Origin of the sequence: Brevibacillus choshinensis, from assembly GCF_001420695.1 — a bacterium.
GTDB classification, from domain to species: domain Bacteria; phylum Bacillota; class Bacilli; order Brevibacillales; family Brevibacillaceae; genus Brevibacillus; species Brevibacillus choshinensis.
This window is the reverse complement of record NZ_LJJB01000015.1, coordinates 109,516-135,411: the sequence shown is the minus strand read 5'-3', so window position 1 is coordinate 135,411 and position 25,896 is coordinate 109,516. Positions and strand designations below refer to the sequence as shown.

General features: G+C 50.2%; 26 protein-coding genes. 17 read left to right on the top strand and 9 right to left on the bottom strand.

The genetic code is table 11. The features are described from left to right. Positions 1-40: 40 nt before the first annotated feature. Complete coding sequence (locus AN963_RS29060; RefSeq protein ID WP_055748045.1) at positions 41-1,405, bottom strand: hypothetical protein; 1,365 nt, start codon at positions 1,403-1,405, stop codon at positions 41-43. Positions 1,406-1,624: 219 nt separating this feature from the next. Here AN963_RS29060 and AN963_RS29055 point away from each other — a divergent pair, with 219 nt between their 5' ends. The 3 genes from AN963_RS29055 to rpmG all read left to right on the top strand — a co-directional run bounded on the left by AN963_RS29055 (position 1,625) and on the right by rpmG (position 4,490). Continuing rightward, positions 1,625-2,575 (top strand): hypothetical protein, encoded by a 951-nt coding sequence (locus AN963_RS29055; RefSeq protein ID WP_055748044.1) that lies wholly within the window; start codon positions 1,625-1,627, stop codon positions 2,573-2,575. A 537-nt stretch (positions 2,576-3,112) separates the two neighbouring features. Next, a complete protein-coding gene (locus tag AN963_RS29050; RefSeq protein WP_055748043.1) occupies positions 3,113-4,324 on the top strand; it encodes a GTP-binding protein in 1,212 nt (403 codons plus the stop codon). Between the two features lie 16 nt (positions 4,325-4,340). Beyond that, on the top strand, positions 4,341-4,490 hold the full coding sequence (gene rpmG, locus AN963_RS29045) for a 50S ribosomal protein L33 (protein WP_055748042.1): 150 nt from the start codon (positions 4,341-4,343) through the stop codon (positions 4,488-4,490). 87 nt (positions 4,491-4,577) lie between these two features. On the opposite strand, the gene AN963_RS29040 is transcribed toward rpmG, so the two are convergent. Both AN963_RS29040 and AN963_RS29035 read right to left on the bottom strand, forming a co-directional pair. Beyond that, positions 4,578-5,714, bottom strand: a complete 1,137-nt coding sequence (locus tag AN963_RS29040) for a glycerate kinase (RefSeq protein ID WP_055748041.1) — start codon at positions 5,712-5,714, stop codon at positions 4,578-4,580. A gap of 159 nt (positions 5,715-5,873) precedes the next feature. Further along, entirely contained in the window at positions 5,874-7,040 is a 1,167-nt protein-coding gene (locus AN963_RS29035; protein ID WP_055748040.1) for a cation:proton antiporter, read from the bottom strand. Positions 7,041-7,281: 241 nt separating this feature from the next. On the opposite strand from AN963_RS29035, the gene AN963_RS29030 reads away from it, so the two are divergent. Next, the gene (locus AN963_RS29030) at positions 7,282-7,629 is read left to right on the top strand and encodes a cupin domain-containing protein (RefSeq protein WP_055748190.1); all 348 of its coding nucleotides are present in this window, start codon (positions 7,282-7,284) and stop codon (positions 7,627-7,629) included. Positions 7,630-7,693: 64 nt separating this feature from the next. Here the strand turns inward: AN963_RS29030 and AN963_RS32330 are convergent, their stop codons facing one another. The 3 genes from AN963_RS32330 to AN963_RS29020 form a co-directional block, all read right to left on the bottom strand. Further along, positions 7,694-7,828, bottom strand: coding sequence for a hypothetical protein (locus AN963_RS32330; protein ID WP_269084421.1), 135 nt, complete (start codon positions 7,826-7,828; stop codon positions 7,694-7,696). Between the two features lie 35 nt (positions 7,829-7,863). Beyond that, positions 7,864-8,145, bottom strand: a complete 282-nt coding sequence (locus AN963_RS29025) for a hypothetical protein (RefSeq protein WP_055748039.1) — start codon at positions 8,143-8,145, stop codon at positions 7,864-7,866. Between the two features lie 127 nt (positions 8,146-8,272). Continuing rightward, complete coding sequence (locus AN963_RS29020) at positions 8,273-8,686, bottom strand: Lrp/AsnC family transcriptional regulator (RefSeq protein WP_055748038.1); 414 nt, start codon at positions 8,684-8,686, stop codon at positions 8,273-8,275. Positions 8,687-8,803: 117 nt separating this feature from the next. On the opposite strand from AN963_RS29020, the gene AN963_RS29015 reads away from it, so the two are divergent. The 6 genes from AN963_RS29015 to AN963_RS28990 all read left to right on the top strand — a co-directional run bounded on the left by AN963_RS29015 (position 8,804) and on the right by AN963_RS28990 (position 14,141). Further along, positions 8,804-9,571 carry an MBL fold metallo-hydrolase gene (locus tag AN963_RS29015; protein ID WP_055748037.1) on the top strand — a complete coding sequence of 256 codons (768 nt, stop codon included), beginning with the start codon at positions 8,804-8,806 and terminating at the stop codon, positions 9,569-9,571. Between the two features lie 140 nt (positions 9,572-9,711). Continuing rightward, on the top strand, positions 9,712-10,305 hold the full coding sequence (locus AN963_RS29010; RefSeq protein WP_055748036.1) for a winged helix-turn-helix domain-containing protein: 594 nt from the start codon (positions 9,712-9,714) through the stop codon (positions 10,303-10,305). Continuing rightward, complete coding sequence (locus tag AN963_RS29005) at positions 10,302-10,565, top strand: hypothetical protein (RefSeq protein ID WP_055748035.1); 264 nt, start codon at positions 10,302-10,304, stop codon at positions 10,563-10,565. Before AN963_RS29010 ends, AN963_RS29005 begins: the two co-directional genes overlap by 4 nt. A 36-nt stretch (positions 10,566-10,601) precedes the next feature. Next, the gene (gene clpP, locus AN963_RS29000) at positions 10,602-11,183 is read left to right on the top strand and encodes an ATP-dependent Clp endopeptidase proteolytic subunit ClpP (RefSeq protein ID WP_055748034.1); all 582 of its coding nucleotides are present in this window, start codon (positions 10,602-10,604) and stop codon (positions 11,181-11,183) included. 17 nt (positions 11,184-11,200) lie between these two features. Next, complete coding sequence (locus AN963_RS28995) at positions 11,201-12,217, top strand: NAD-dependent epimerase/dehydratase family protein (protein ID WP_055748033.1); 1,017 nt, start codon at positions 11,201-11,203, stop codon at positions 12,215-12,217. Positions 12,218-12,452: 235 nt separating this feature from the next. Further along, a complete protein-coding gene (locus AN963_RS28990; protein WP_055748032.1) occupies positions 12,453-14,141 on the top strand; it encodes a methyl-accepting chemotaxis protein in 1,689 nt (562 codons plus the stop codon). Positions 14,142-14,856: 715 nt separating this feature from the next. On the opposite strand, the gene AN963_RS28985 is transcribed toward AN963_RS28990, so the two are convergent. Next, entirely contained in the window at positions 14,857-16,101 is a 1,245-nt protein-coding gene (locus AN963_RS28985; RefSeq protein WP_055748031.1) for an MFS transporter, read from the bottom strand. A gap of 115 nt (positions 16,102-16,216) precedes the next feature. Here AN963_RS28985 and AN963_RS28980 point away from each other — a divergent pair, with 115 nt between their 5' ends. The 4 genes from AN963_RS28980 to AN963_RS28965 all read left to right on the top strand — a co-directional run bounded on the left by AN963_RS28980 (position 16,217) and on the right by AN963_RS28965 (position 19,993). After that, positions 16,217-18,031, top strand: a complete 1,815-nt coding sequence (locus tag AN963_RS28980; protein ID WP_055748030.1) for an SgrR family transcriptional regulator — start codon at positions 16,217-16,219, stop codon at positions 18,029-18,031. Positions 18,032-18,174: 143 nt separating this feature from the next. After that, positions 18,175-18,531, top strand: coding sequence for a cupin (locus AN963_RS28975; protein ID WP_055748029.1), 357 nt, complete (start codon positions 18,175-18,177; stop codon positions 18,529-18,531). An 88-nt stretch (positions 18,532-18,619) separates the two neighbouring features. Next, entirely contained in the window at positions 18,620-19,084 is a 465-nt protein-coding gene (locus tag AN963_RS28970; protein ID WP_055748028.1) for a metal-dependent hydrolase, read from the top strand. A 24-nt stretch (positions 19,085-19,108) separates the two neighbouring features. After that, the gene (locus tag AN963_RS28965) at positions 19,109-19,993 is read left to right on the top strand and encodes a proline iminopeptidase-family hydrolase (RefSeq protein ID WP_055748027.1); all 885 of its coding nucleotides are present in this window, start codon (positions 19,109-19,111) and stop codon (positions 19,991-19,993) included. A gap of 52 nt (positions 19,994-20,045) precedes the next feature. Here the strand turns inward: AN963_RS28965 and AN963_RS28960 are convergent, their stop codons facing one another. Beyond that, complete coding sequence (locus AN963_RS28960; RefSeq protein WP_055748026.1) at positions 20,046-21,698, bottom strand: DUF6583 family protein; 1,653 nt, start codon at positions 21,696-21,698, stop codon at positions 20,046-20,048. Between the two features lie 145 nt (positions 21,699-21,843). Between AN963_RS28960 and AN963_RS28955 the strand changes: the two genes are divergently transcribed. Then, positions 21,844-22,761, top strand: coding sequence for a LysR family transcriptional regulator (locus AN963_RS28955; protein WP_055748025.1), 918 nt, complete (start codon positions 21,844-21,846; stop codon positions 22,759-22,761). Here AN963_RS28955 and AN963_RS28950 read toward each other — a convergent pair. Continuing rightward, positions 22,673-23,611 (bottom strand): DMT family transporter, encoded by a 939-nt coding sequence (locus AN963_RS28950; protein WP_055748024.1) that lies wholly within the window; start codon positions 23,609-23,611, stop codon positions 22,673-22,675. The two genes, AN963_RS28955 and AN963_RS28950, sit on opposite strands and share 89 nt — an antisense overlap. Before the next feature lie 104 nt (positions 23,612-23,715). On the opposite strand from AN963_RS28950, the gene AN963_RS28945 reads away from it, so the two are divergent. Both AN963_RS28945 and AN963_RS28940 read left to right on the top strand, forming a co-directional pair. Beyond that, positions 23,716-24,630 (top strand): LysR family transcriptional regulator, encoded by a 915-nt coding sequence (locus AN963_RS28945; RefSeq protein WP_055748023.1) that lies wholly within the window; start codon positions 23,716-23,718, stop codon positions 24,628-24,630. A 121-nt stretch (positions 24,631-24,751) separates the two neighbouring features. Further along, positions 24,752-25,855: a citrate synthase/methylcitrate synthase gene (locus AN963_RS28940; RefSeq protein ID WP_055748022.1), complete on the top strand. Its 1,104-nt coding sequence runs from the start codon at positions 24,752-24,754 to the stop codon at positions 25,853-25,855. The last annotated feature ends 41 nt before the right edge of the window (positions 25,856-25,896 follow it).

Sequence of the window (25,896 nt, the reverse complement as noted above, 5' to 3'; positions counted from 1 at the left end):
AGGGCTCCTTTCCTGTTTTGTTTCAGGGAATGTCTTGTGATTAAAAGGGTGAACGCATCTGACGGTACAGCTGACGAATCTCGTCTGGTGTCAAGAGCATCGTTTTGTATTCCTGCAAAGCGGATGGATTCAGCTCAGGTGACCCTTGCGGCTGAATCGCTACGTTCACCTGCTTGCCTTCTTCTTTCAATAAGACGTACGGGACACGCTTTTGCTTGAGATCATTTTCAAATTGGCTCCAGGACTTTTGCGGAACGATCTGTATCGTGAGCAGCTCCGCTTTTTTCTTGGTCTTCTCATCGAAATAGAGGAAGCGAATCGGAGGAATTTCCGGCTCCTGACCCATTTCGATCGTATACTTTCCGTCCCATTTTTGCGGAATATGAAAATCGATTCCGTACGAGTAGTTTTGATAATGGTCTTCCACGTGAGTCAATCCGGTCGCCCCGTCCCAGCGGAAGTAGGAAGAAATCCATGGGATGGCAGCCATAGGCAAATCGTCGGTCCCAAGCGGTTGGGTGCTGACACCGATCTCGATGATGCCATCGTCGTTGATATCCTCACTGTAGAGCGGATAAGGCTTGAAGGTCAGGTCCATTTGACCATCGATTCTGGCCAGAGGATTGCGCAGCTGACCATTTTCCCACACTAATAAATCGGTGGAGGCCGAGTGTGCCCCGAGGCCAGCCTCTATGAACAGTCCATTCTGATGGGTGGAAGCTTTTCCGATGATCGCTTGTTCATAACCGTTTACCGAGCCATCTAGATCGAGTTCTGTTAGCTTGACCAGTTTTTCTTGGGTCGCTCCATAAATTTGTGCCTTGGAGGTTAAGTTATTGTGATCGTGTAAGACCAAGGCCAATTCGGGAAGATTGTCGCCATTCAAATCGCCCACTGCCACGACGGAATACGTCTGCTTCAACAGCTCTTGCAAGCTTCCTTGTGAAAGCGAGTAAACGGAAAGCTCCTTGTTCAGATCGTTGCCTCCACCAAAACCAATCAGCATTTCAGGTATATGATCGCCCGTCATATCCGAGAATCGGACGTAGTCCAGTTCACTGCCGATGCCTGTAAAAGACGCGAGCTTGGCCCAGCTTCCCTGTTTTTGCGAGAGGATCAGCACGCCGATCTCGTAATCCGTTTTTTCGGTTTTGTAGAAAGCCGTGACTTCTGGGGAACCATCGCCGTTCAGATCCTGTAGGGAAACAGCACTTGACTCGTCAGGATGTAGGGGAACGGTCAATTGGGACCCTGGTGGCAAAAATTGCATGACAGCCTGATTAATCGATTGCTGGTCGCTATCTGCGGAAGGTGCGCGCATTAATTCGTTGGGCGTATCTGTAAGTCCGCATCCACTGATCAGCGTCATGCAGATTGCGGCAGAGTATAGCCAAGCCTTTTTCATGAGGAAGATTCCTTTCTGCTTCTAGGTCGATTGACTCTATTTTAGCCTGTCAGACACGTGAAGTTGTTGCAAACCGGTAAAAAAACAGAAAAGGGGCAGGGAAATATTACTTGCAACATTTGTCGCAGTTCTTTCGTTATAAATACGACAGGGAAGGGTATACATGGGTGTAATCATTTGGAAATAGAGAAGAACCCCATCAAAAAGGAGGACGATAGTATGAAAGCATGGCATAAATCTTTGGTGGCTGTCGCTTGCAGCGGCGCGATTCTATTAGGCGCAGGTCTAGGAGCCGATCCGGTTCAAGCGAAAGCACTCAACACACAATCATTTGCTTCCGTTGTCCTATTGCAACCTCAGAATAACATTCCGTTTACGATTCAATTTGTAGATGGCTTCAAAGTGAATGTCACAAACGGCGTGACAAAAGCAGTTAGTACCTTTGATGTGTCTGCCAATAAAGCGACCTATGTACGACAAGGAGTTTACCAAGGAAACGGCAAACTGGCAAAGAATATGAGTGGCTTTTCGCAAAAGCTGGTGCAGCTGATCCCGTATTATGATGCCAATGGCAACCTGCGTTGGAAAGGCATGCAAATGATCTGGGGTGTAAACGGAGAAGATCGTATCGCCGTCGCAACCAGTGTGTGGAACATCGTCAACCAAAAGCCGCAGCTGCTCAGCGTCTCGGTACAAAAAGGCGATTGGGACAACATGCCGTCTACTGAGGTAGATGTCAACAGCGGGTTCAGCATGGGGAAAGACATTACATACGTGCTGGATACCAAGTATGCAGATGTGACGGGTGACGGCGTAGAGGACCACATCTTTTTGGTCGGAGACAAAATGGGTAGTGCGATGAATCTGCGAGCAGACAATCTGCGTGTCGTCGTACGAGAAGGAAAGTCCAATCAACAAACCTTCATTTCCGTAGGACAAAGAGACAGTGGACACATGCCAAAACTCGCGATCACTCATGGGAATCCAGATGGAATCAAAGACATTTTGGTAACGATGCCGAATGCTACGGGCGATACCTACAGCCTTTTGACCTGGAAGGACAATCGACCTGAGGCTATCGTCGATCAGGCGCTATTGAACGTACGAAGCGTTTACCAGTCAGTCATTGGGACCTATGGGGAAGCTGTATCGATGAACAAGCTGAAATAAATATGGGAAAAATGCTCGAAAAGTAGCGGTTGTGGGGAGAAGCCTGTTTCCACTCTGCGCTCCGGGCTACGTCCTGCTAGGGAGTGAAGACTGTCCGCTCCGCCTGGAAACATGCTTCTCCTGCAAGCTGATCCTTACTCATCGAGCTTTTCTAAAACCCTTTCGATGCACTCTTAGGTTTCTCTGAAACTCCTTTTTCACAATGTGAAGAAGGAGTTTTTTTCGTTTAGGGTTCAATATTCCAAGATGCTTTCAAAGAAGCTCTTAACTAATAGCTGTCCAGGAAAAAGGAGAAAAGAGCGAAGGTATTAGGGGAACAGCCGTGCAGAGATGACCCCAAGCAAGTGACCCTACTAACCTGGAGCGTTTTCTCCTTTTTCCGCTCCTCCACTACAGCCTCTCACGAACCGAGATTTTCTTATCGCTATTAAATCGTAACAATTACGTTTTATCTTGACAAAGGCACCTTGTGGTGTGTAGGATAGATTTTAAATCGTAATAATTACGTTTTATTAACCTTCAAGGAGCGATTTCTGAATGGAAGATAACCGGATACCCGTGACGGTGTTGAGTGGCTATTTGGGAGCAGGCAAGACGACCTTGCTCAATCATGTGTTGAACAATCGGGACGGACTGCGTGTAGCCGTCATCGTTAATGACTTGAGTGAAGTAAATGTGGACGGTGCACTCGTATCTCAAGGTGGGGGAATTTCTCGCGTGGAGGAAAAGGTCGTAGAGATGTCCAATGGCTGCATCTGCTGCACCTTACGGGAGGATTTGCTCACAGAAGTAGAGCGTCTAGCTTTGGAAGGTCGCTATGACTACATATTGATCGAATCGACGGGCATCGGTGAGCCAGTTCCTGTCGCGCAGACCTTTACGTACATGGACGAAGAAAACGGGATTAATCTCTCTGCGCACTGCCGTCTGGACACGATGGTAACAGTCGTGGATGCGTACCGGTTTTGGCACGATTTTTCCTCGGGGGAGAGCCTGTTGGACCGGGAGCAGGCAGTTGGTGCTGATGATACCCGCGAGGTTGTCGATCTGCTGATCAGCCAAATCGAGTTTTGCGATGTCCTCATCCTGAACAAATGTGACATGGTTGACCCGGACGATCTGATGCAGCTGGAGGGAGTCCTGCGCAAGCTGCAGCCAAATGCGCGGCTGATCCGTTCCAAGCGAGGTCAGGTAGATCCTCACGAGATTTTGAATACAGGCTTGTTTGACTTTGAACGGGCCAGTCAATCTGCAGGCTGGATTGCCGAGCTGGAAAAGGAAGAACACACCCCAGAGACGGACGAATACGGGATCTCGTCCTTTGTCTATCGGGCCAGACGCCCGTTGCATCCCGAAAGATTTGGAAAATGGCTGAGCCAATGGCCAGAGGAAGTGGTGCGTGCAAAAGGGTTCTTTTGGCTCGCGACCCGCAATGATATAGCGATGACGCTGAGTCAGGCAGGACCTTCGATTGAAGTAGGGATGGCCGGGTTCTGGACGGCAGCATTGCCTGAGGAAGAGCGAAGCATTTTGTTGGCAGAAGATCCGGAGTGGGCGAATACGTGGGATCCTGTGCACGGCGACCGGATCACCGAGCTGGTGTTTATCGGCATCGACTTGGAACGCGAGCGGATCGAGAGCGAATTAAATACTTGTCTGCTGACGGATGAAGAGTACAGCTCAGACTGGACGAAGCTGCCAGACCCGTTGCCGACAGCAGATACCGTCGTCGAGACGATGATTTCTTAATCAGGAGGAGAAAGACATGCGTGTAAACATTACCTTGCAATGCACGGAGTCGGGAGATCGCAACTACATCACGACGAAAAACAAACGCAACCATCCCGAACGACTGGAGCTGAAAAAGTACTCCCCGCGCTTGAAGCGTTACACTCTGCACCGTGAAACGAAATAAGTAGTGCCGAAAAGCAAAGAGCTCTCCACCCCGTCAGTTTGTGGCGGGGGAGGAGAGCTTTGTTCTGCATCGAGATGTGCGGCTCATTTACAGCCGATGAGAAGCAAAGATACGCACAACCTGTTCGGCGGATTGTTCCAGTAGCTTGGCCGTCTGCAGCATAGACTGTTCAAGCGACATGGGTTTATTGGTAATACTCAGTATGGCAGTGACGCCCTCTGGGTAAAGCGAGTCGATCCCTTCTCCGACTGAACCAGCCAGTACGATGACAGGAATGCCGTATTGTCTGGCCAGCTGTGCGACGCCACAAGGGGTTTTTCCTTGGGCGGTCTGAAAATCTACCTGGCCCTCACCGGTCAATACGAGGTCTGCCCCTGCCATAGCTTCTGCCAGTTTGGTAGTCTCCCTCACGATCTTGATACCAGATTGCAAGTGGCCGTGCAAAAAGGCGAGCAGAGCGCCAGCTACACCACCTGCGGCTCCTGTTCCAGGCAAATCGTGAATGGCAATGCCTTCTGTAGAGTGGATCAGATCGGCAAAGTGACGTAGATTGTCATCGAGTCGAGAAATCATGTCAGTGGTTGCCCCTTTTTGCGGACCAAAAACATAGGAGGCACCATTCGGACCGACGAACGGATTGGTGACATCACAGGCAATAATGAATTGGCAATCTTCAAGTCTGGCGTCTGCATGACTACGGTCAATTCGTCTCAGCTTTGATAGCTCACCACCTCCATAAGAAAGCGGCTGGTCATCTTGATCGAGCAATTGAAAGCCGAGTGCCTGCAGCATGCCGGCGCCACCGTCATTGGTAGCGCTGCCTCCGATACCGAGAATGAAGCGACGACAGCCAAGATCGAGCCCGGCGAGGATCAATTGTCCGAATCCGTAGGTAGTGGTGAAGAGGGGATTTCTCTCCTCTGCTTCAATCAGATAGAGACCAGATGCGGCTGCCATCTCAATGACACACGTCACCCCATCGCCGAGAATGCCAAATTCAGCGGTAATGTCTCGACCTAACGGATTTTTGACGGTTGCCTGCAACAGTTTGCCATCCGTTGCGTCCACCAGACATTGCAAGGTTCCTTCACCACCGTCCGCCATCGGCTTGATGACGATCTCGCTATTTGGCAGTGCTTTGAGAACACCAGCACGGATGGCCACTGCTACTTGCTTGGCGGTGAGGCTACCTTTGAAGGAATCAGGGGCAATGACGATTTTCATGACGCTGTACCTCCTCGAATTGCTGATGTCGCCATGATGCTAAAAATATCCATTTATATTATACCGAAATGCTAAAGGGGGACGCAGGAATTCTGGATAGGAAGGAGGGAGTGATTTTCTATTAAAAAAGCCCTCCAGCAGAGGGCTTACGTGATTGGGTTACGCATTTTTCTTCAGCGCTACGGACTCTCCTTTATTCCCTTTATCGGAGAAGAATACTTTCATCATCGGTGGTGTCACGATGGTGGTTACCAGTACGACCACGATCAATATGGCAAACATGTCTTCTGTGAGAAGTTGGCTCTCCTGACCGATAGCGGCGATAATCAAGGCGACTTCACCACGCGAGACCATCGCAGAGCCGATCGCCATGGAATTTCTCCACGGAAAGCCGGTCATTTTTGCACCGAGTGCTCCTCCCAGTAGCTTGGATACGATCGCCAGAACGCTCAGCAGGACGATAATCCACAGGTTTTCCAATATTCCGGCAAACTGGGCAGTTACCCCAACAGAAGTGAAGAAGACCGGGACGAATATCGAATAGCTGATGGTTTCCACTTTGTGCGTGATTTCTTCTCTGTAGTTGGTCAGGCTGATGGCGACACCGGCAAAGTACGCACCGATGATGGCGGCCACACCAGTATATTCGGCAAAGTACGCAAACAGAAAGCAGATGATCAAACCCGCGGATATTACAGATTCAGTCACTTGGAGAGGGGCAAATTTTTTCAATACCCACGGTACCACTTTCCAGGAGACCAGAATGATGATGGCAAAGAACGCAACTTTTTTCAGGATCACCATGCCGAGATTCACATCGCCGCCAGCAAAGCTCATCAGGAAGGCCAAGGCGATAATGACCAGGACGTCGTCGATGACGGCAGCACCCATGATAGTCGCGCCTTCTTTCGACTTTAGTTTGCCCAATTCCTTTAGCGTTTGTACAGAGATACTTACGCTTGTGGCTGAGAGCAGAAGGCCGAGGAAGACAGACTCAATGGAGGAGAGTCCCAAGACGAGTCCAGCCGCATATCCCAATGCCAATGGCGCGATAATCCCCATCACCCCGACAGAAGTAGAGGCTTTGCCAGTTCGTTTGAATTCATCAATATCGGTTTCCAGACCGGCAATAAACATCAGGAGAATAACACCAATTTGACTGATTTCCTGAAGGATTTCTGTGTTTGTAACGATACCGAGCACACTTGGTCCAAGTACAATCCCGACCAACAGCTTTCCGAGTACAGAAGGCTGCCCAAGTCGCACACTGATGTCTCCCGCTATCTTGGATGCGATCAGGATCGCGGCTAATTGGAAAATGAGCATGAACGTTCCCCCTTTAGGTGTAATAAAAATGCAAAAGGAGCCTGTAATCACAGGCCCCTTTTTGTCAGTCGATCGAAAAAAAGACAAAAAGAACCCTATGATGACAGGCTCCTCCATTGATGCAATCGTTATTCATTTCTTGTATAAGTTACATTTTAGCATGGGGTATGGTAAAAGTAAATCCATAGAGCGTAAACGCCAATTGGTAAAAGTATCAATTGAAACAGAATGGGTGAGGGAAATGACTTCAAAAGTTAGCAAGGAAAATGCTGAGCACTATGTGTGGGGAGAGGTTTGCGATGGCTGGCACTTGGTCAAAGGCCAGGAGCTGAGCGTCATTCATGAGCGGATGCCGGGAAATACAGCAGAGGTACGACATTACCACGAGCGATCGCGCCAATTTTTCTTTGTGTTATCTGGGCAGGCTGTTCTGGAGGTAGAGGGTGTCCGTCACACCATCGGGAGTCAGGAAGGTGTAGAAGTCCCTTCAGGGGCTGCGCACCAGATGAAGAATGAGGGCGAGGATGCGATGGAATTTCTAGTCATTTCCCAGCCGACGACCCGTGGGGACCGCATCAACGAGGAGTAGACGGCAGAGGAAGCGGCACAAAAAAAGCCTGATCGTCGAAAGAGACGGTCAGGCTTTTGCTCTTTTATTTCCAGTTTACGAAATCGGACATTTGCACAAACGCGTCTGCCAGAGCGTGAAGGCTCTCTGCCGTTTGGAAGGCAAAGATGGGCAGACTAACAGCAAACAATAAAGCTTCTCCGATGTATTTGGCGATCATAAGATCTACCTCCTTTTGGTTTTTCCAAAGTGGATTTATCCAAAAATCAGGTTATCGTATGTATCTGATTCGCCATCTGCATGCCGCATGCGCCGGAACAATCGGGTGCGCAACGGTTGCCTTGCCGCCATCGGATAAGTCTCAACCATACGAGGATTAATGCTGGGTTGATAAGCATCACTCAGGTGCCATTGAATAGCCAGATTTCGTGGGGAAACACTTCGTCTCAAATAGAAAATCGAAGTAAAGCATCCCACAAACAGGGCGAGCAAGGCGAAGAAATCCTCCAATGAAAGCAGGAACAAAAAGTCTTCCATGGCGATTCTCCTCCTTTCTTGTGGCAACGCAAGAACCTGCGTTCTTGGTACCCATCATTCTACTCCTGTTCACATAATCAGGCAACCCTAAATGCTGCGGAAATTGCTTGCAGTCGGAATCGTTACCTTATTTGATCTTGCCGATGGAGAGACTAATGCGGTAATTTCCAAAAGGAAGCAGCTCATCCAACAACGCATTGAGAGCAGTCTGATCTGTGACGCTCACGATGAGAGAATAGCAGCCTTCTCCTGTGGTCCGATGTGCCTCAATGACCTCAGGGTGGTTCGAAATAAAGCGAATGAATGCCTGGTGATCGTTTGATTTCATGAACATCGAGATGATCGCAGTCAGCACAGGTCCGACCTTGGAGGTATCGATGATGGTCGTATAGCCTTGAATGATGCCTTGTTCTTCCATCCGTCTGATTCGGTTCCCTACGGCTTGGCCGCTCAGGTGAACTTGTTCCCCGATGTCCTTCCACTGCAGACGGCTATTTTCACGCAGCAGAGCGAGGATGTGCAGATCCGTTTGATCGAGCATGACGATCTCCTTTCACGGTGAAAGTGAACCTACGCCGCTTCTTTCGCGGCAACTGCCAAGTCCGGCGTACAATAGGGCTAGTGATACTTATTATAACGGGCAAAGGGGAGATCGAACATGCACATTCAGCTCGTGCGACATGCAACGTTGCGAGTAGGATACAACGGACACATCCTATTGGTGGATCCGATGCTGAGTCAAGCAGGAGAGATGCCTGCAACCGTCAACACGCCAAATCAAAGGCCAAATCCTGGCGTGGAGCTGCCGATGTCTGTAGAGGAAGTATTGGATGGTGTGAACGCTATCCTGATTACCCACACGCACATGGATCATTTGGACGAAGCAGCAGTCAGACAACTCCCCAAACATGTGCCGCTTTTCTGTCAGCCGCCGGATCGAGAGAAGCTGAAGAACCACGGCTTTGAACAAGTCATCGTGGTTGAGGATGATTACGAATGGGAAGGCATCCACTTTGATCGGACCGGGGGACGCCATGGAACGGGAGAAATTGGAGAGAAGATGGGACCGGTCTCGGGGTTTGTGCTAAAAGCAAGGGATGGTAATGAGCCGACACTGTACCTGACGGGTGATACCATCTGGTGTGAAGAAGTGGAGCATGCCCTGAAATCCCATCAACCTGACGTGGTGGTCCCATTTGCTGGAGCCGCGCAGTTCTTGGTGGGAGATCCTATTACGATGACGAAAGAAGACATCGTCCAGTTAGCACAAGCCGCTGGAAACAGTCAAATTTTCGTCGCGCATATGGAAGTGTGGAATCATTGCTTGCTCAGCCGCAGTGAGCTGGTCGAGTACGTAAGGGCAAACGATTTGTCTGATCGGATACAAATACCACAAAATGGCGAAAAAATCGAATATCAGCGATAAATTCCCATCCCAAGCTGTTATCGCACCAAAAAGCTCCGCTGGACAAGCGGGGCATTTTTAGGTACGTCCAGCATTTGACAAACGAAAAGCTACGTAATAAACTATTTTTACGTAAATGATTAATGTCATGAGGTGTTTTTGTGGCGCATGAACAGCTGGAAACCTATGTAGTCGAAGCTCCTGAGCAGGCGATGGCATTGCTCAACCCACTACGGGCAGAAATATTGAGCCGATTGGCAGAGCCAGCCTCAGCAGCAGAAGTGGCGCGTGGAATCAACGAAATTCCCCAACGCGTGAACTACCATTTGAAGGCGCTTGAAAAGGTGGGCTTGGTACGCAAGGTCGGAAGTCGTCAGGTGCGCAATCTGGTCGAGGTGCTCTATTTGGCTATCGCACGGACATATGTTTTATCCGATGCGTTGAACTTTGCAAACGAGACGGTTCAGCAGATGAAGGATCAAGGGGCGCTGTCGCATCTAGTCAATACAGCTGAACGGATCAAACGTGATGCACTTGCGCTGATGGAGCGCTCCGATCGGGAGGAAGAAATCCCGAGCGCCACGTTGGATACCAGTATTCGACTGGCAAGCGCCGAGCAACGGGGTGCGTTTGTGGAGGAGTATGTGCAGTTGGTCAACCAGCTGGTGAAAAAGTATCAATCCCCAGTAGATGGTCAGGAAACGTATCAAGTCATTCTCGCTGTGTACCCCAAAGAAGGAGGAGAAGAGGCATGAGAACAGAGTCCACCTCACCAGCTAAATCCAGACCGGTAGTCGTGTGGGAGAGTCGCCCCGAGCGACAGGGAGGAAACGTCATACCGCTGCCTTCCCGATCAGGGAATCAAAGAGTCGTGGAGCAAGAGGCATCCGTCAAGACGTGGACAGTCGGACCTGCTGAAAGCCCAGCTGTCATTACAGAAGTTTCGTCCGGATTTCATCGAAAAAGTATACCGGCTTCGACGCCACAAACGACTCGCATGAGCTTGGCGGCGTAAACCAACTTACCTTCACTTTTAAAGGAGGCGTTAGGCATGAATCTCATTCCTGTAGTTGTGGAGCAAACCAGTTACGGCGAGCGTTCGTATGATATCTACTCTCGTTTGCTAAAGGATCGTATCATTTTTCTGGGTAGCGCCATCGATGATCAAGTCGCCAATGCTGTTGTGGCTCAGCTGCTGTTCCTCGCGGCGGAAGATCCGAAAAAAGACATTCATCTGTACATCAACTCGCCGGGTGGATCGGTAACGGCAGGTATGGCCATCATTGATACGATGAATTTCGTGCAACCGGAGGTGTCCACCATTTGCACGGGTATGGCGGCATCCATGGGAGCCATGCTGCTAGTGGCTGGAGCCCAGGGCAAACGGTACGCACTGCCGAATGCCGAAGTGATGCTTCACCAACCTTGGGGAGGCAGCCAAGGGCAGGCAAGCGATATCAAGATCGCGGCTGACCGGATTCTGCGGCATCGTCACATGCTATACTCGATTATTGCCCAGCGCACGGGCAAGACAGTCGAGCAGATCGAAAAGGATGCGGATCGAGACTATTTCCTCTCGGCAACGGAAGCGTTGGAGTACGGTCTAATCGACAAAGTCATCGAAAAGCTGTAGGAGGCGGGGGTGTCGGGATGAAGGTCTTGTTTTTAGGGGGAACACGGTTTATCGGTCCACATGCGGTCAAACGAATGGCTGATCTGGGGCATGAGATCGCGGTCTATAACCGCGGGCAATCTCCCGGCGGGAATTCTCTCCCCTCAGGAGTTACCCAGTTCACAGGTGACCGGGCGAGACTAGATGAGTCCCGCAACGCTTTTCGCGAATTTGCCCCAGACGTGGTCGTAGATTTGTTCCCTTATTCAGAAGCAGATGCCACTCAACTCATGGAGACTTTTACTGGAATTTCGGGCCGTGTAGTTGCGATCAGCAGCTGCGATGTGTATCAGGCTTTTGGTCGGGTAAACCGGATCGAATCGGGTCCAGTGGAAGAAGGTCCGTTGACAGAGCAGTCGCCTTTATGCGAGACACGGTATCCGTTTCAAGGGGCACGAGCTGACCGGAGTGATTATGACAAAGTGCTGGTGGAGCAAGTGGTAATGGGGCATGAGAGCCTGCCGGGCACGATCCTTCGTCTGCCGATGGTTTACGGCCCAGGTGATTATCAGCATCGTCTCTACCCTTATTTACAGCAAATGCGTGACGGTCGTTCCGTGATTCTCATGGATGAAAGATTTGCTTCGTGGCGCTGGTCACGCGGTTATGTCGAGGATATAGCGGAGGCCATCAGTCTGACCGTGTTGAATGATCGGGCAGCAGGTCAAATCTATCACGTCGGGGAAGAAACAGGCTTGCCTATGGCGGAGTGGGTCGAACGCATCGCAGCTGGAGTGGGATGGAAAGGCAAAATCATACCTGTACCAGCTGCAGACCTGCCACCCCATCTGGTCATGGATATCGAGACACGACAACACATCCAGCTGGATACGAGCAAAATCAGACACGAACTGGGGTATAGGGAACGGTTTTCTCCGGAGGAAGCCATGAGCAGGACGATCGAGTGGGAGAGTGCGAATCCGCCAGAGAATATAGCGGGAATGATTCATTATACAGCCGAGGATGAATGGGTAGCTCGGTTAGGTGTGAAGTAGAATAGGAAAAAGGATGGCTCCCTCGCGCGGTTGTGCGGGGGTTTTTGTTTCACAGATAGGAATTTATAAGATTCCTATCCAGTATAAGTGCAACTAAGGCTCCGCCAGAAGCTTGGCGTAGCCAAGTTTTCAAATGAAACGACGTTTGAAGGCAATGAGGACGGGGAACAGGTAGTGTGGGGGTTCGACTGTATTCGACATTCATCCCTGCGTCAAATAAAAAAGGAGGCTCCCCATGAAAATCAGAACGAAATTCATCATTGCGTTTGGTGTGATCCTAGCGATCATGCTGAGTTCCGGGACTTATATGTACGTTCAAACCAAAATGCTGACAGCCTCCTACACCGAGATGGTTGACGAAGGAGAACTGCTCACGACTCTTCGCGAAATGCAATTTATCATGACAGGGCGAAACAACGACGAGCGTGGGTACTTTTTGACTGGAGATGCCACGTATACGCAGGAGATGCAAGAAAAGGTCGAAAGAATCGGAGTACTGGCTGAACAAATAAATAAGAACCAGCATGCTATTTTGCATTATGGGCAAGATTTGGGACCATTAAAGGGACTTTTCACCGCCTATAAGGAAGCAAGCAAAAAGGTTTTAGATGACTACGGCAAAGGCAATCGGGACGAAGCCCTCCGACTCCACTTTGGCGAAGAGCGAGAGGCGCGTAAACAATTGGACGCGCTCATCGATGAACTGGCAGTAAAGGTTCAAACGGAAAAGGAAGCGGAGAAAGCCAGAATGGCGGCCAATCGAGTGACCTCGGAAATCATTCAAACGGCTTTTAGTGTAGTAGGTGTTCTGTTTGCCGTGTTGATTGGTGCGCTTCTCGTACGTGCCATTGTTCTTCCGCTCTATCGCGTCAATTCGCAGCTGAGAGCGATTGCGGATGGTGAAGGGGATCTGACGCAGGAGTTGACGGTCAAATCCAAGGATGAGATCGGAATGCTGGCAGCGTCGTTTAACCTAATGCTGCGTAATCTGCGGGAGCTGATCCTGCAAGTGCGTAGCCATGCCGAACAGGTAGCCGCGTCGGCAGAACAGCTGACTGCGAGCTCCGAGCAAACGAGCAAGGCAACCGAACAGATTGCCGAGACCGTACAGGAGATGGCTGCCGGCAGCGAGCATCAGGCGCAAAATGTGGAAGCGAGTCACATCGAGGTAGAAGGGATGGCGACGGGCATCGGGCAGATCGCGGCGCGTGCCGAAAATGTATCCGCGACTGCGATTCGCACTTCGGACCTGGCAACGGATGGCAATCAGGCGATCCAGCTAGTCGTCACGCAGATGGATGGCATGGGCGAAGCCATGGAAAGCCTATCTCGCAGGGTGAGCGGTTTGGGAGAACGCTCGGAGGAGATCGGTCAGATTGTGGACGTGATTACTGGCATTGCAGCGCAAACCAACCTGCTTGCTTTGAATGCTGCGATTGAAGCAGCTCGTGCAGGTGAGCATGGCAGAGGATTTGCTGTCGTGGCTGATGAGGTGAGGAAGCTGGCAGAGCAGGCTTCGAATTCGGCTGGGAGAATCACGCAATTGATCGAGGTCATCCAGAACGAGACGCAGGAAGCCATCGTTTCCGTAGAAAAGAGCTCGCAACAAACTGCGTTGTGCATGGATGGTGTCGCACAGGCAGGGGATGCCTTCGCTCATATTCGAGATGCGGTTGTTCGTGTCGCCGCAGAGGTACAAGACGTCTCAGCAGCTTCCCGCACGCTCACTGACAGTACAGAGAAGGTAGCAGAATCCATGCGCGTGATTGCTAGTGTGACCCAGCAGGGCGTAGCGCGCACATTGGATGTTTCGGCTGCAACCGAAGAACAGCTGGCTTCGATGGAGGAAATCCACACGTCTGCTGCATCTTTGGCTCATTTAGCTGAAGAGCTGGAGAAGCTGATGGGAAGATTCAAGGCGTAAAGCTCTGAGCAGAAAAGAAGGAAGAGAAGCCACAGGCAGAACGGTACGCTGCTTGTGGCTTTTTTGGCGGAGTTTTTTTGCTGTGGTAGTGGGGAGAAGCAGGTTTCCGATCTACGCTCCAGCCTACACCCTGCATCGAAGATTAGACTGTCCGCTCCACAACGATTCACGGGGTAGCGGTAAAGTAGAATCTGCTCCGTAGAAAATACAGAGGTACCGCTTCTGGATCCCGTGAATTCGTTGTTCCGCTAATATGGGTTCTGGAGTCGCTTCGCCTGGAAACCTGCTTCTCCTTCGAGCTATTGAGGTTTCTAGTTAACAGATATTACAAGGTTTCAAGGTAGAAAAAACTTATTCTGTCTATCGCTTGATTTTTCTCAAAAAACTCCTAGGAAAGCCCCCAGAATAAGACACGTAGTATAACCAAAGCTGGCTGAGGAAGGAGGGGAAATAAGCGGAAGATCTTAGGAACACCAGCCGAGGCGTAATGGAAAAAACGAAACACGTTTTTAAGCGTCCACCTCTGAAAAGCTCCCTGAGACGGCTACTTTGGACGCGGTTTCGGTTTTTATATGGAGCCGGACAGGGATGACCCCCAGTAGGTGTTCCTATGAAGCTGTAGCGTTTTCCCCTTTTTCCTATCCTCCACTACAGTCTGACCAAGTGGAAAAAACGAAGCGGGTATATTTCCCGCATTTTTCTTACCTTTCTCGACCTATGCGAGACGCCAGAGGGATAGCCTGCGATACACGAGAAAGATCAATAGATTGCCGATTGCCGCTGCCAGAAAAGCTGCCCAAGGACCTTGCCACACCGTCACCCAGCCCGAGCCGTAAATGGAGAACACCATCCCCAGCTTGAAAACGGAGCCGGTGATTCCGCTGATTCGCCCAATCATGTGTGCGGGAGTGGATTCCTGCCGAAACGTCCAAATACAGACGTTTTCAATCGTCCCGATCATCCCAGACAGAAACAGCGATAGACAGAGCATCCAGGTGCTTTGTGCCATAGCCATGAGCAAGTAAGAGACTCCTAGCAGCAGAATGGTCGTACCCATGATGCGTCCGGTGGGAAACCGTTTACGGAGCCGTGATACCAAGGTGCTTCCAATCAACCCGCCTGCCCCAGCCACAGAGAGCACGAGTCCCAGCTGGGAATTGTCCAGCTTCAAATGATCCTTGGCAAAAAAGATGATCATGGCGTCATAGATTCCAGATGTGGCATTGAGGAAGATGACGAGGATCGTAATCATCCACAGGGGGCGATTGGATAGCAGTTCTCGCCATCCTGCCAGGAAATCCTGCCAGAACGAGCCCTGGGGTGTGGCAGCTCCCGGTGCTTTTTCTTTTTCTAAAAACGAAACAGCGATCAGCGCGATGAGATAAGCGATTCCCGTAATCAGCAAACCATTGTGAAGACTGGAGAGCAGCAAAATGAACCCGGAGATGGCTGGCCCCATGATGTCGATCAAGGTGTAGAGAAAGGAGAATCGGGCATTTGCTGAAGTAAGCAGTGGTTTGGGTACGACCTGCTTGATGATACTGACCCTAGCATTGCCGTATCCGTAGTTAAAGGCCATCAATAGAAAGCCTGCCACATAAAAGTGAGCAACCTCGGCTCGCCCTGACTCGACCAATGCATAAAGGAGAAACAGGAGAACCATCTGTCCAAAGACCATCCATTGGGACCAGCGCTTTTTGGAGAAACGGTCAACGAATACGCCGATGAACATGGCCAACAGCAGATTCGGTAAGAACTCGATGCTTCTCATCGTTGTCATGGTGAGCGGAGAGTGTGTCATATCGTACAAGATGAGTGGCAAGGCTAGTTCGTAAACCTTTGCGCCGCACGTGACAAATGCGGAGGTCAAAAACAGAATGAGAAATGGCCGGTTGCGCCAGATGGATGTGGATGCAGAAGCTTCTGGAGTGGCAGCAACCTGTCTTTCAGGTGACGACATAGGAACAACCTCCTTCTTCTTTATTTATTGTAGCTTGGAAAAGGGGAAGAAAAAGGGTAAAGTAAGATGCAATGAGCTTCCCCTTTTGAGTGAGGGACCAAAGAGGTGCGTAGCGATGCAAATTGCCTATCATTACTTGCGACTCCGCCAACATTTTTCCCACGTGGCAGAGGGGGTGGGCCAGGAGGTTACGCTTCCTGAGCTTGCCGATATTTTTTGCTGTACCGTTCGCAATGCAAAAATGGTCGTCAAGCAGCTAGTCGAGCAGCAATGGCTAGATTGGATTCCAGGCAGAGGCAGGGGGCATACCTCCCGGTTGGTTTTCTTGCGCACCAAGGAGCAGATCGTTCTTCCGATTTCACAGGCGTATGTACAACAGGGTGATTTGGAAAAAGCAATGATGCTGTTGAACGAATGGCGGGTATCAGGCAAAGCCAGAGAACGGTTTTTTGATTGGCTTTCCGGACAATTCGGATTCCGGACCGAACAAGGGGAAATGAGGACCAGGGATACGCTGCGCATGTCCTTTTACCGCACCATACCTGCACTCGACCCGGCTTTCGTCGGACGGGTGACAGAATCTCACATGGTCAAACAGATTTTTGATACCTTACTTCGCTACGACGAAAAGAAGGGCACCTTTTTACCTCACCTCGCGCATCACTGGGAGACGAACGAGGAGGGAACCGAGTGGACGTTTTATTTGCGAAAAGGAGTGTTATTCCACCATGGTCGCGAACTGACAGCAGATGATGTCGTCTGGACGATCCAGCGAATCGCTGACCCGCGGACAGGATCGCCTTACCATTGGATGCTGGAGGATGTCGAAGAGCTGATCGCCGTTCGAGACACGATCATGAGAATCAGACTGAAACGCTCCAATCGCATGCTGCTCTCTATCCTTGCCTCCGATCGCTTGTCCATCCTGCCCAGAGAAGTGGTGCAGGAAAGGGGAAACCAGTTTGCCCGTGAGCCAGTAGGCAGTGGCCCGTTTTGTCTGGTGGAAAACAGCGAACAGATGTTTATTCTGGACGCATTTCCCTCTTACTTTTTGGGGAGGGCCCATCTGGATCGGGTAGAGATATGGATTGTGCCGGAAAGCAGACAGAAGCAGGAAGCAATCCCTTCCATTGCAGGCGAAGTGCATGTTCTGCAGCCCATGCTGGACAAAAGAGGATACAGAGACACATGGCAAGAGCTTCAGCAGATGGAGAAGGGCTGCAAGTTTTTGGCGTTTAATCTAAATCGGAGTGGTCCCCAACAGAATCCATCGTTTCGTGACGCCATCGATCGCTTGCTGGATCGAGAGAAAATGATTCGGGAAGTGGGAGGAAGAAGGTACGTACCAGCAAACGGATTTATTCTGGATTGGCATCAGAATGGATATGTTCAGCCCTCCGTCTCCGTGCATGAGGCGAGTGAAAGGCTGGCGGAGAGCGGTTACCAGGGAGAGACGCTGAAGCTTTATACGTATAAGGGAGCGGGAAACGAGCAGGATGCCACCTGGCTCCAGCAATATTTTCGCGAGTTAGGGATGTCAGTGGAGCTCGTTATCGTCCCCATCGAAGAGCTAAACAAGCCGGCTACACTGCTCAAGGCTGATATGATCTTAGCGGGAGAAGTATTTGATGATCAATTGCTGCTAGGGATGCTAGAGATGTACAAATCAGACCGTGGGTTAATACGCTTACTGTGGGATGGAAAGCTGCGGGAGGATATCGATCAGGAGCTGGACAAGCTCATGCTTGAAAGTGAGCCGCAACGACAAAAGATGTGCTTGATACGGGTAGAGGAATTGCTGAAAGAGAGCTCGGCTGTGCTGTTCTTGTTCCATTCTCTTCAGCAGTCAGCCTATCATTCGGCACTCGCAGGAGTCTCTCTAAACGCATTGGGATTCGTCGATTACAAAGACATTTGGTTCAAGCCTTGAGTTGAAGAAAATAAAAAAAGAAGGCGTACTGGCTCGCCCTCATAGTCCTATTATACCATAAAATCTGTATTTGCAGGAGTCTGTTCCCCTTCTACTAAATGGACTACCATAAGAGTCAGCTTGTAGCGAGGGAGGATACAGAGATGAAACTGTTCCGGTTTGATCAGCAGGTAGGGCGCAGGGTAGATCGGTTTGATTCGGTCGAGGCGACGATATCTCGGATAGTGCGAACCCCTGAGTCTGTCCACATTGGTTGCATGCATATCGGCGCGGAAGGTGTCGTAGGCTATCATCCTGCTGTGGTCGACCAACTTTTCGTGGTCGTCTCAGGGGAAGGGTGGGTCCGTGGCGAAGGAAACGAACAGGTTCCTATCGCTGCCGGTCAGGCTGCTTTCTGGATCGCAGGAGAAGGGCATGAATCGGGGACAAAAACGGGGATGGTAGCCCTCGTGATCGAAGGCGAGGGGCTGGAACCTGAGCGCTTTATGCCTCTGCTGTAGGCATGTTTGTTTGATAGGAAAACGACTTGTCTGAACACTCACGATACACAAGATTCCTTACTAACAATGAAAGTCGGTGTGAAAGGCAATGACGTGGAAGACGCATTTGGTGCTTGGAGCCATGGCAGGCTATTACGCGTATCCTTCGTGGAAAGGGATCGCGATTGGAGGGGCTATGGCTCTGTTGCCTGACATCGATCAGGCAAGAAGCAAGATTGGATACAGGCTGAGACCGTTGTCTTCAGCGTTGCAAAAAGGAATTGGTCACCGGACATTGACGCATTCCTGGGTCATGCTGCTGCTGCCAGCTATGCTGTTTAGCGATATGCTTCTGGCGCAAGCGGCTCTGTATGGGCTTTTGTCCCATCTCATTAGTGATGCCATGGTTGGGCGCATCCAGTTTTTATGGCCGATCAAGCAAGGCTGGGTGGGCGTCAGACTGACCAAGTCCATGTATCGAGCGGTGGATCGCCTTGTGTTCTGCGTGGCGGTGGTCTATCTTCTGTATTGGGGATACAGTGGAGGGATCGAACAGCTAGTGCGTACCCTGTAAGATAGAAGTATGGGAGGAAAGAGCATGGAACGAAAGGAAGGCTATATTGAAGTAACAGGTGGAAAGGTCTGGTATAACCTGGTGGGGGAAGGAAACAAGGAGAAAACTCCTCTCATCGTGCTGCATGGTGGTCCAGGCAATACACATGATCCGCTGCAGGCGGCACTGCACGTTTTGGCAGACGAAAGACATGTCATTTTTTATGATCAGCTGGGATCAGGGAATTCAGATCGACCGACGGATGACTCGCTCTGGAAAACAGAACGGTTTGTAGAAGAGCTGATGAATATCAGAGAAGCGCTCGATTTGGATGAAGTACATATTTTGGGTCATTCCTGGGGGACGATGCTTGCGGCTGCGTATCTTATTGATCGCAAGCCTGCAGGGGTAAAGAGCGTGATTTTCTCCAGTCCATGCTTGAGTGCTGAGCGCTGGAAGCAGGATGCCGACCAATTCCTGGCCCAATTGCCTGAGGACGTACAGCAAACGATCGCGCGGCACGAGGAACAGGGAACAACCGATTCAAAAGAGTATCAAGATGCCATGAAGGAATACTACAGCAGACATGTGTGCCGAATCGAGCCGTTGCCAGCTGTCATGGTAGAAAGCCGCCCCAAAGGAAACAAGGATATATACATGAAGATGTGGGGGCCTTCCGAGTTTTGCCCGACAGGAAACCTCAAGACCTTTGATTACACACCGAAGCTGCACGAGATCAACATTCCTTCGCTTTTCGTCTGTGGACGATATGACGAAGCGGCACCGGAGTCTACACAGTATTATCAATCGCTCGTACCTGATTCCGAATTTCATGTGTTTGAAAAAAGCTCCCATGTGAGCTATCTAGAAGAGACTGAAGCGTATGTAGAGATAGTCAGAGTCTTTTTGCGCAAGGCTGACACCAAATAAAAAAACGCGGGACGTGTTGAACTGCTCCCGCGTTTTCTTTATTTTTCACGTACTATGGCATCATGAATTGTTGCACCAGTTCAGCATTTTCTTCCATGAATTTTTGTGCGGCGATGCCTACTTCCTGTTGAATGCCCATCATTTGCTCGTCAGTAACCGTAGCGAAATTGATGGAGTTATCAGCACTCATCGCAGGAATTTCCAGCGGTTTTCCGAATTCCGCTTTCGATTTCAGCTTGAAGCTCAATCCTTTTGGCATATCCGGTGTCGGGTTGTTAAAAGTGAGCTTAACTGTGCCTTCGGAATCGACACTGCTATCCGTTTTGGTCTCGGATACAGCTACGCTACCGGAGAGAGAAACCGGTTGTGGCTCAAATTCGTCTTGGAAAGAGAGGGTGAAATTGTACGTGCCGCTTTCTTTCTTGTCTTCTTTGGTTGTCTCGAAGTTCGTTTTGAAGTCCAGCGTGTTCTTTGCCTCTTCTTTGATCACGACGCCGACGTTTCCTGTGGTCTTGCCGCTCTTCTCAGAAGCTTTGTAGGTCACGGACAATTCACTGTTTTTCGCATCTTCCGGATTCAGCATGGAGTAGCGATAGTAGGAATCTCCACCGTTTGTATAGGCGACGTTGTTCCAGAAGACTTGTTCCTCGTTGCCTTTCTCGCCTGTAAACAGTAGCTTACGAGACAGGATTTGGTGATCGTTGTCGATAAGCAAGACCATTTTCAGCTGTTCTTTGCTCGTAGAGGTATTTTCCTTCAGGTCTGCGAGCATGTCGTCAAAGCCTTTATCGTAGTTTTTCTTGAACTCTTCCTTGGAAAGCTCCTCTTCGACTTCATAGCCGCTGTCTTTCATCAAGGTAGAAACGTTGTGGTAACGAGTGTAGATGAAGTCAAACAGCTTTTGATCGGCTTTGGCTTTTTCCGCGAGCTGCGTAGCCAAGGTACGTGCTTCTTCTTCGGTGAAGCTCACAGTCACTTCGCGGCCACTTGCTTGGAAGCCTTCCTCGGAGAATGATGCGTCCTTGTTGATCGTCACTTGACTGTCTTTCAAACTGTTTGCGTATAGCAGTGCATAAGGGGTGAGGATGCTTTTCACTTCATCTTGCTTGATGGAAACGGCGTTGTACAAGTCGTTATATGTCAGGAAACGTTTTGGCAGCTCCTGACCCAGCTTTTGCTGCAAAGCTTCGCGGTCTTTCAGATCAACATAGCCGTATTTCGAATAGAATTCAGGGAGTCGAAAGCCGACGAGTGAATCATTCATAAAGTACTCGAGAGTTGCCAGCTTTTTGTCCTTGAGGTGTACTTCCACGTTTCCGGACTGTTGATGCTTTTGCTCATCCATGTTGCTTTGCATGACCAATTTGGCGTTTTTCAGCAGTTCCAGTACTTTTTGCGCCTGAGGGTCAGGGATGGTCGCATCCAGGTTGATATCGCTAAGCTCAGTAGTGGAGTGGACAGGCTTCTCCAGATACGGCTTCATATAGTCTTCGTATTTTCCGTACGCCTGCGAGATGTTATCAGAGAACTTCAGCATGCTTTCTGTTTCTGATTGCAGGTAAATGGTTTTGGCGCTTTTGAATAAGTCCAGCTTTGCGTATGCAGTTCCCAGTCCACCCAGGACAACGACTGCCGCCACACCAACAATCAGCAAAGGCTTCTTGTAGCTTTTGCGTGGCGTGGTCATGTTTGTTGCGGTTTCCATGAGGTTCCTCCCTTGTTTTTCTCTCTCTAATCGTAGTGCGATTTGTGAAAAGGTTTTTCGCACTCGATTTTGTATTGTACCATAAGGGAGAACGATGAACGCGTTCATTAGTAAATTATTTCTAAAAACAGGAAATAAGTCCCAAATGAAAGGGGCGGATCTCGTCGTGAAAATCAGGTTGGAGCAGCTCGCCTATTTTGTGAAAACGATTGAAAAAGGGAGCATAAATAAGGCGGCGAAAGAATTGTTCATTTCCCAACCGGCGTTGAGCAAACAGCTGGCTCTGTTGGAAAACGAACTGGGGAGTCAACTGCTCTATCGAAAGCGGACGGGGATTGAGCTGACAGAGCCTGGACGTTTTTTGTACGAACGCGCTTGTCTGATACTGGCGCAGATGGACGAGACGCTCAAAGGGATGGAGCGATTCAGACAGAACCTGCCTGTTCGTGTGGGCTCGCTGCCGAGCTTGGCTCATACGTTTCTTCCGAGTCTGATGGCTGCGGCCGGCTTTGGCAAAAACAATGAAGTGTCTGTCGTTGTACAAGATACAAGCGCTCAGCTGGCCGAAATGCTGAGGCTCAACAGGCTGGATATCGCCTTCGTCCAAGAGGAGAGTGTCACGAGGGAATTCTCCACATGGTCAGTCTTTCAGGAGCCTTATCTGGCTGTATTGCCGTCTGACCACCCCTTGGCAAAGGAACCTGCCATCGATTTTGATTCCTTTTGCCAGGAGGACTTGCTCATTCATCGGGATCCATGCGATATTCGCAAAGATTTTCGCAAACATTGTCAGCTACGGGCCATTCAGCCGAAGCATATGATGGAATTCGATTTTAACGATTCACTCGTGGCATTCACAGCCAAAGGGCACGGGGTGAGCATCGTCCCTCAATTAGTCGTGGAGGCATTTCTTCATCCATCGCTCGTTGTGAAGCCATTTTCCGAGGAGTCATCGTTTTCCCGTACGATCTATCTCATCTCTCGTCCTGAAGCCCAGGAGATTGCGTTGCATTGGTACGAAGCTGCCGCAGCTTTGCCCAGCCTTCTCCATTCAGTAGAATGACACCGAGTAAAACAGCGAAACTGCCGATCAGATGAGAGACGGTTAGTGCCTCACCGAGAAAGAGATAGCCGATCGCCGTCGCGATAACGGGAGCGACATACGTCCAAGTGGTAGGGAAAGCGGCATTGGTTTCCTGTACCAGCCAATAATAGAGAGTAGAGGCTACGATCGAGACGAGGATGACCAGATAAAACAGGGACGATGCTAGAGTAAGAGTAAAGGTAGTCTCGGCGTACGGTTCGGTCAGGAAAGAGAGAAGTAGCAGACCAAAGCTCGCGAACAGCATTTGATAGCCGTTGAAGACAAAGGGTGTCAAGCGGGTTACCCACTCTCGGGAGCGTACAGCTCCATAGGAAAAGAACAATTCAGATAGGATAATCGCGAGCTTTCCGAAGAATGCTTCCAGCTGGTGTGCACTGCCATCGTGAGACCAGCCTATCAATAGGAAGGTACCGAGCATACTGATAACCAAGCCGGCCGGAACAAACCAGCGAAAGGTCATCTGTTTGCGGTACAAGCTGATTAGAGTCGTAAAGATCGGAGCAGTGGCGACTAGTAGCGCCGCTGTACCGGACGAAATGTACTGCTCTGCCCAGAACAGCGCCGCAAACGGGATCGTAGTCATCAGAATGCCGAGGAATCCCAGCTCGAGATAGACCTTCAAGTGGAGTCGACCGAGGCGTCTACGCACCAACAGGATGAGTAACACGAGCAGGCTCGCAAACAAAAAGCGAAGTCCCGCATAGAGGAATGGTGTGATTCCCTCCTCCAAGCCCAGTTTAATCGCAAAATAAGAAGTGCCAAAGATCAAGCACATCGTGACGTAAGCGAGAAGCATGGTTGCATTCACCCTTTCTTTTTCCTCATGATAGAAGAGAAAGAGGAGAGGGAGGTACTTCCGATTCGATAGATCATTATAACCGATAGTTATTATATATTAAGGAGGGAAAGCAAGTGGATTTTCGCGTGCTGCAAACGTTTATGGTAGCGGCTACGACGGAAAATTTTCATCAGACGGCCGAAGCACTATTTATCGCTCAGCCAACCGTCAGTCAGCATATCCGGCAATTGGAAAAGGAATTGGGGATCGAGTTGTTCGAGCGAGTAGGGAAACGAGTGCGCCTGACAGCCGCGGGGAAACGCTATTTGCCGCATGCGAAAGCACTCTTGGAGCAATGGCATCACGGGATCGAGGATTTGCAGGCATGGAGGCAGGGTTATCGGGAAAAGCTGCACCTGGCCGTCTCGCCGATTATCGCTCGTGCTCGTCTGTCTCATTTGTTGCACCGTTACACCAAGATGTATCCGGACGTTGATCTATCCATTAAAATAGCAGATTCGGTGGAGATCGGCCCATTGGTGCAGAGTGGACAAGCAGATATCGGTTTGACCAGAATGTTGCCCGGAGAATTTCAACTGGCTACGTATCTGCTCTATGAAGATCCGGTCGTGTTTGCCGTCCCGTCCAATGGGGGAGATATGGAAGCACCGCTGCCTGATTGGGAGGTAGAGCTACAGTCCAAACGGCTATTGACCCACAATCACCCTGGATACTGGGATGACTTGTTGCTTCTGTTGCGCCAGCGAGGACTTTCCCTGCGTACGATGGCGGTCTCGCAGGTGGACATCACCAAGCGATTCATTGAGGAAGGGCTAGGGGTTTCCTTTTTGCCACGTACGGCTGTCAGTCGGGATTTATTTGAAAACCGTTTCATCGAGCTGCCGACGCCTGGTCTTGCTTTACCCAAAGTGGCTTCCTATCTCGTGATGCCAAAGGGAGGGGTCAGCGATACCGCTCAAAATTTCGTCGACATTCTGTACTCGTTGTACGCGCCTATGCCACCTGTTGTGATCTCGGGTCGATCCTAACATGCGTTGTGGATATATCGATTATGAAATGTGATCAAAATCGCATTTTAGTTCTATTTCATTTACGAATCGCAATCGGATATACTAAAAGAAATAGAGACGGTAAAAAGGAGTGGGATCAATGAGTAAACAACATACGTTGGCAATTGGTCTGGATGGCATCGCTGTAGCAGAAACGGATCTGAGCCTGGTCGATGGCATTAATGGCTTGCTCGTGTATCGCGGGCATTGGGCTCGTGATTTGGCCATTCACCACACATTTGAGGAAGTAGCCCACTTGCTCTGGTACGGTCATTTGCCTAGTGCAGAAGAACTCGCTGACCTGAGCAGTAAATTGAAAGCAAATCGTGAACTGCCTGAACATGTAAAAGGCATTCTGAAGCTCATACCCGCTGACGTCGATATGATGAGCGTATTGCGTACAGGTGTTTCTGCGCTTGGCAGCTCTGCTCAGGGTTGGCCTCCAACCATCGACGAAGTGATTTCGTTGGCTGCCAAAATGCCGACAATTGTCGCTTATCGCTTTGCCTGTCTGGAAGGTCGTGAACCACTCGCACCAAACGCCGAGCTGGATCACACCGCCAACTACCTGTACATGCTCAAAGGCGAGAAGCCAAATCCTGCTCATGTACGGGCCTTGGATGCGTACTTGATTTTGACGCAGGAGCACGGTATGAATGCCTCGACTTTCGCTGGACGGGTTGTCAGCTCGACAGAATCGGATCTGGTGTCCTCCATCACGGCAGCGATCGGTACGCTGAAAGGACCGCTGCACGGAGGCGCTCCGTCTGAAGTAACCGAAATGATCGAAGCGATCGGAACCAAGGAAAATGCAGAACCGTGGCTCCGCAACAAGCTGGAGAACGGTGGGCGACTGATGGGCTTTGGGCACCGCGTATACAAAACCATCGACCCTCGTGCGACTGCCCTGCGAGTAGTAGCTTCTGAGCTGTCTGCCAACGATCCGTGGTTTGATCTGGCGACACATGTAGAAAAAGTCGGCTTGAAGCTTCTGGATGAATACAAGCCAGGACGTAAGCTGAATACAAACGTGGAGTTCTTTGCCGCAGCTGTTATGCGCGCTGTAGGTCTGGACGATGACCTGTTCACGCCGACCTTTGCAGTCAGCCGCGTCGTTGGCTGGAGTGCACATGTGCTGGAGCAGGCTGGCAAGAACCGCATCATCCGCCCGCAATCCAACTACATCGGCACCATGCCGGAGTAAATTTATCGCTTGAATAGACAACACCCCCTCTGGTAGAAAGC

Excerpts from the sequence above, each read along its gene's own strand:
- AN963_RS28995 (WP_055748033.1), top strand. The coding sequence starts at position 11,201 with ATGAAGGTCTTGTTTTTAGGGGGAACACGGTTTATCGGTCCACATGCG.
- AN963_RS28955 (WP_055748025.1), top strand. The coding sequence starts at position 21,844 with ATGAAAGGGGCGGATCTCGTCGTGAAAATCAGGTTGGAGCAGCTCGCC.
- AN963_RS29015 (WP_055748037.1), top strand. The coding sequence starts at position 8,804 with ATGCACATTCAGCTCGTGCGACATGCAACGTTGCGAGTAGGATACAAC.
- AN963_RS32330 (WP_269084421.1), bottom strand. The coding sequence starts at position 7,828 with ATGATCGCCAAATACATCGGAGAAGCTTTATTGTTTGCTGTTAGTCTG.
- AN963_RS29040 (WP_055748041.1), bottom strand. The coding sequence starts at position 5,714 with ATGAAAATCGTCATTGCCCCTGATTCCTTCAAAGGTAGCCTCACCGCC.
- AN963_RS29020 (WP_055748038.1), bottom strand. The coding sequence starts at position 8,686 with ATGCTCGATCAAACGGATCTGCACATCCTCGCTCTGCTGCGTGAAAAT.
- AN963_RS28965 (WP_055748027.1), top strand. The coding sequence starts at position 19,109 with ATGGAACGAAAGGAAGGCTATATTGAAGTAACAGGTGGAAAGGTCTGG.
- AN963_RS28970 (WP_055748028.1), top strand. The coding sequence starts at position 18,620 with ATGACGTGGAAGACGCATTTGGTGCTTGGAGCCATGGCAGGCTATTAC.
- clpP (WP_055748034.1), top strand. The coding sequence starts at position 10,602 with ATGAATCTCATTCCTGTAGTTGTGGAGCAAACCAGTTACGGCGAGCGT.
- AN963_RS29060 (WP_055748045.1), bottom strand. The coding sequence starts at position 1,405 with ATGAAAAAGGCTTGGCTATACTCTGCCGCAATCTGCATGACGCTGATC.
- AN963_RS29005 (WP_055748035.1), top strand. The coding sequence starts at position 10,302 with ATGAGAACAGAGTCCACCTCACCAGCTAAATCCAGACCGGTAGTCGTG.
- AN963_RS28990 (WP_055748032.1), top strand. The coding sequence starts at position 12,453 with ATGAAAATCAGAACGAAATTCATCATTGCGTTTGGTGTGATCCTAGCG.
- AN963_RS29025 (WP_055748039.1), bottom strand. The coding sequence starts at position 8,145 with ATGGAAGACTTTTTGTTCCTGCTTTCATTGGAGGATTTCTTCGCCTTG.
- AN963_RS28960 (WP_055748026.1), bottom strand. The coding sequence starts at position 21,698 with ATGGAAACCGCAACAAACATGACCACGCCACGCAAAAGCTACAAGAAG.
- AN963_RS29055 (WP_055748044.1), top strand. The coding sequence starts at position 1,625 with ATGAAAGCATGGCATAAATCTTTGGTGGCTGTCGCTTGCAGCGGCGCG.
- AN963_RS29050 (WP_055748043.1), top strand. The coding sequence starts at position 3,113 with ATGGAAGATAACCGGATACCCGTGACGGTGTTGAGTGGCTATTTGGGA.
- AN963_RS29030 (WP_055748190.1), top strand. The coding sequence starts at position 7,282 with ATGACTTCAAAAGTTAGCAAGGAAAATGCTGAGCACTATGTGTGGGGA.
- AN963_RS28975 (WP_055748029.1), top strand. The coding sequence starts at position 18,175 with ATGAAACTGTTCCGGTTTGATCAGCAGGTAGGGCGCAGGGTAGATCGG.
- rpmG (WP_055748042.1), top strand. The coding sequence starts at position 4,341 with ATGCGTGTAAACATTACCTTGCAATGCACGGAGTCGGGAGATCGCAAC.
- AN963_RS29035 (WP_055748040.1), bottom strand. The coding sequence starts at position 7,040 with ATGCTCATTTTCCAATTAGCCGCGATCCTGATCGCATCCAAGATAGCG.
- AN963_RS28980 (WP_055748030.1), top strand. The coding sequence starts at position 16,217 with ATGCAAATTGCCTATCATTACTTGCGACTCCGCCAACATTTTTCCCAC.
- AN963_RS28940 (WP_055748022.1), top strand. The coding sequence starts at position 24,752 with ATGAGTAAACAACATACGTTGGCAATTGGTCTGGATGGCATCGCTGTA.
- AN963_RS28985 (WP_055748031.1), bottom strand. The coding sequence starts at position 16,101 with ATGTCGTCACCTGAAAGACAGGTTGCTGCCACTCCAGAAGCTTCTGCA.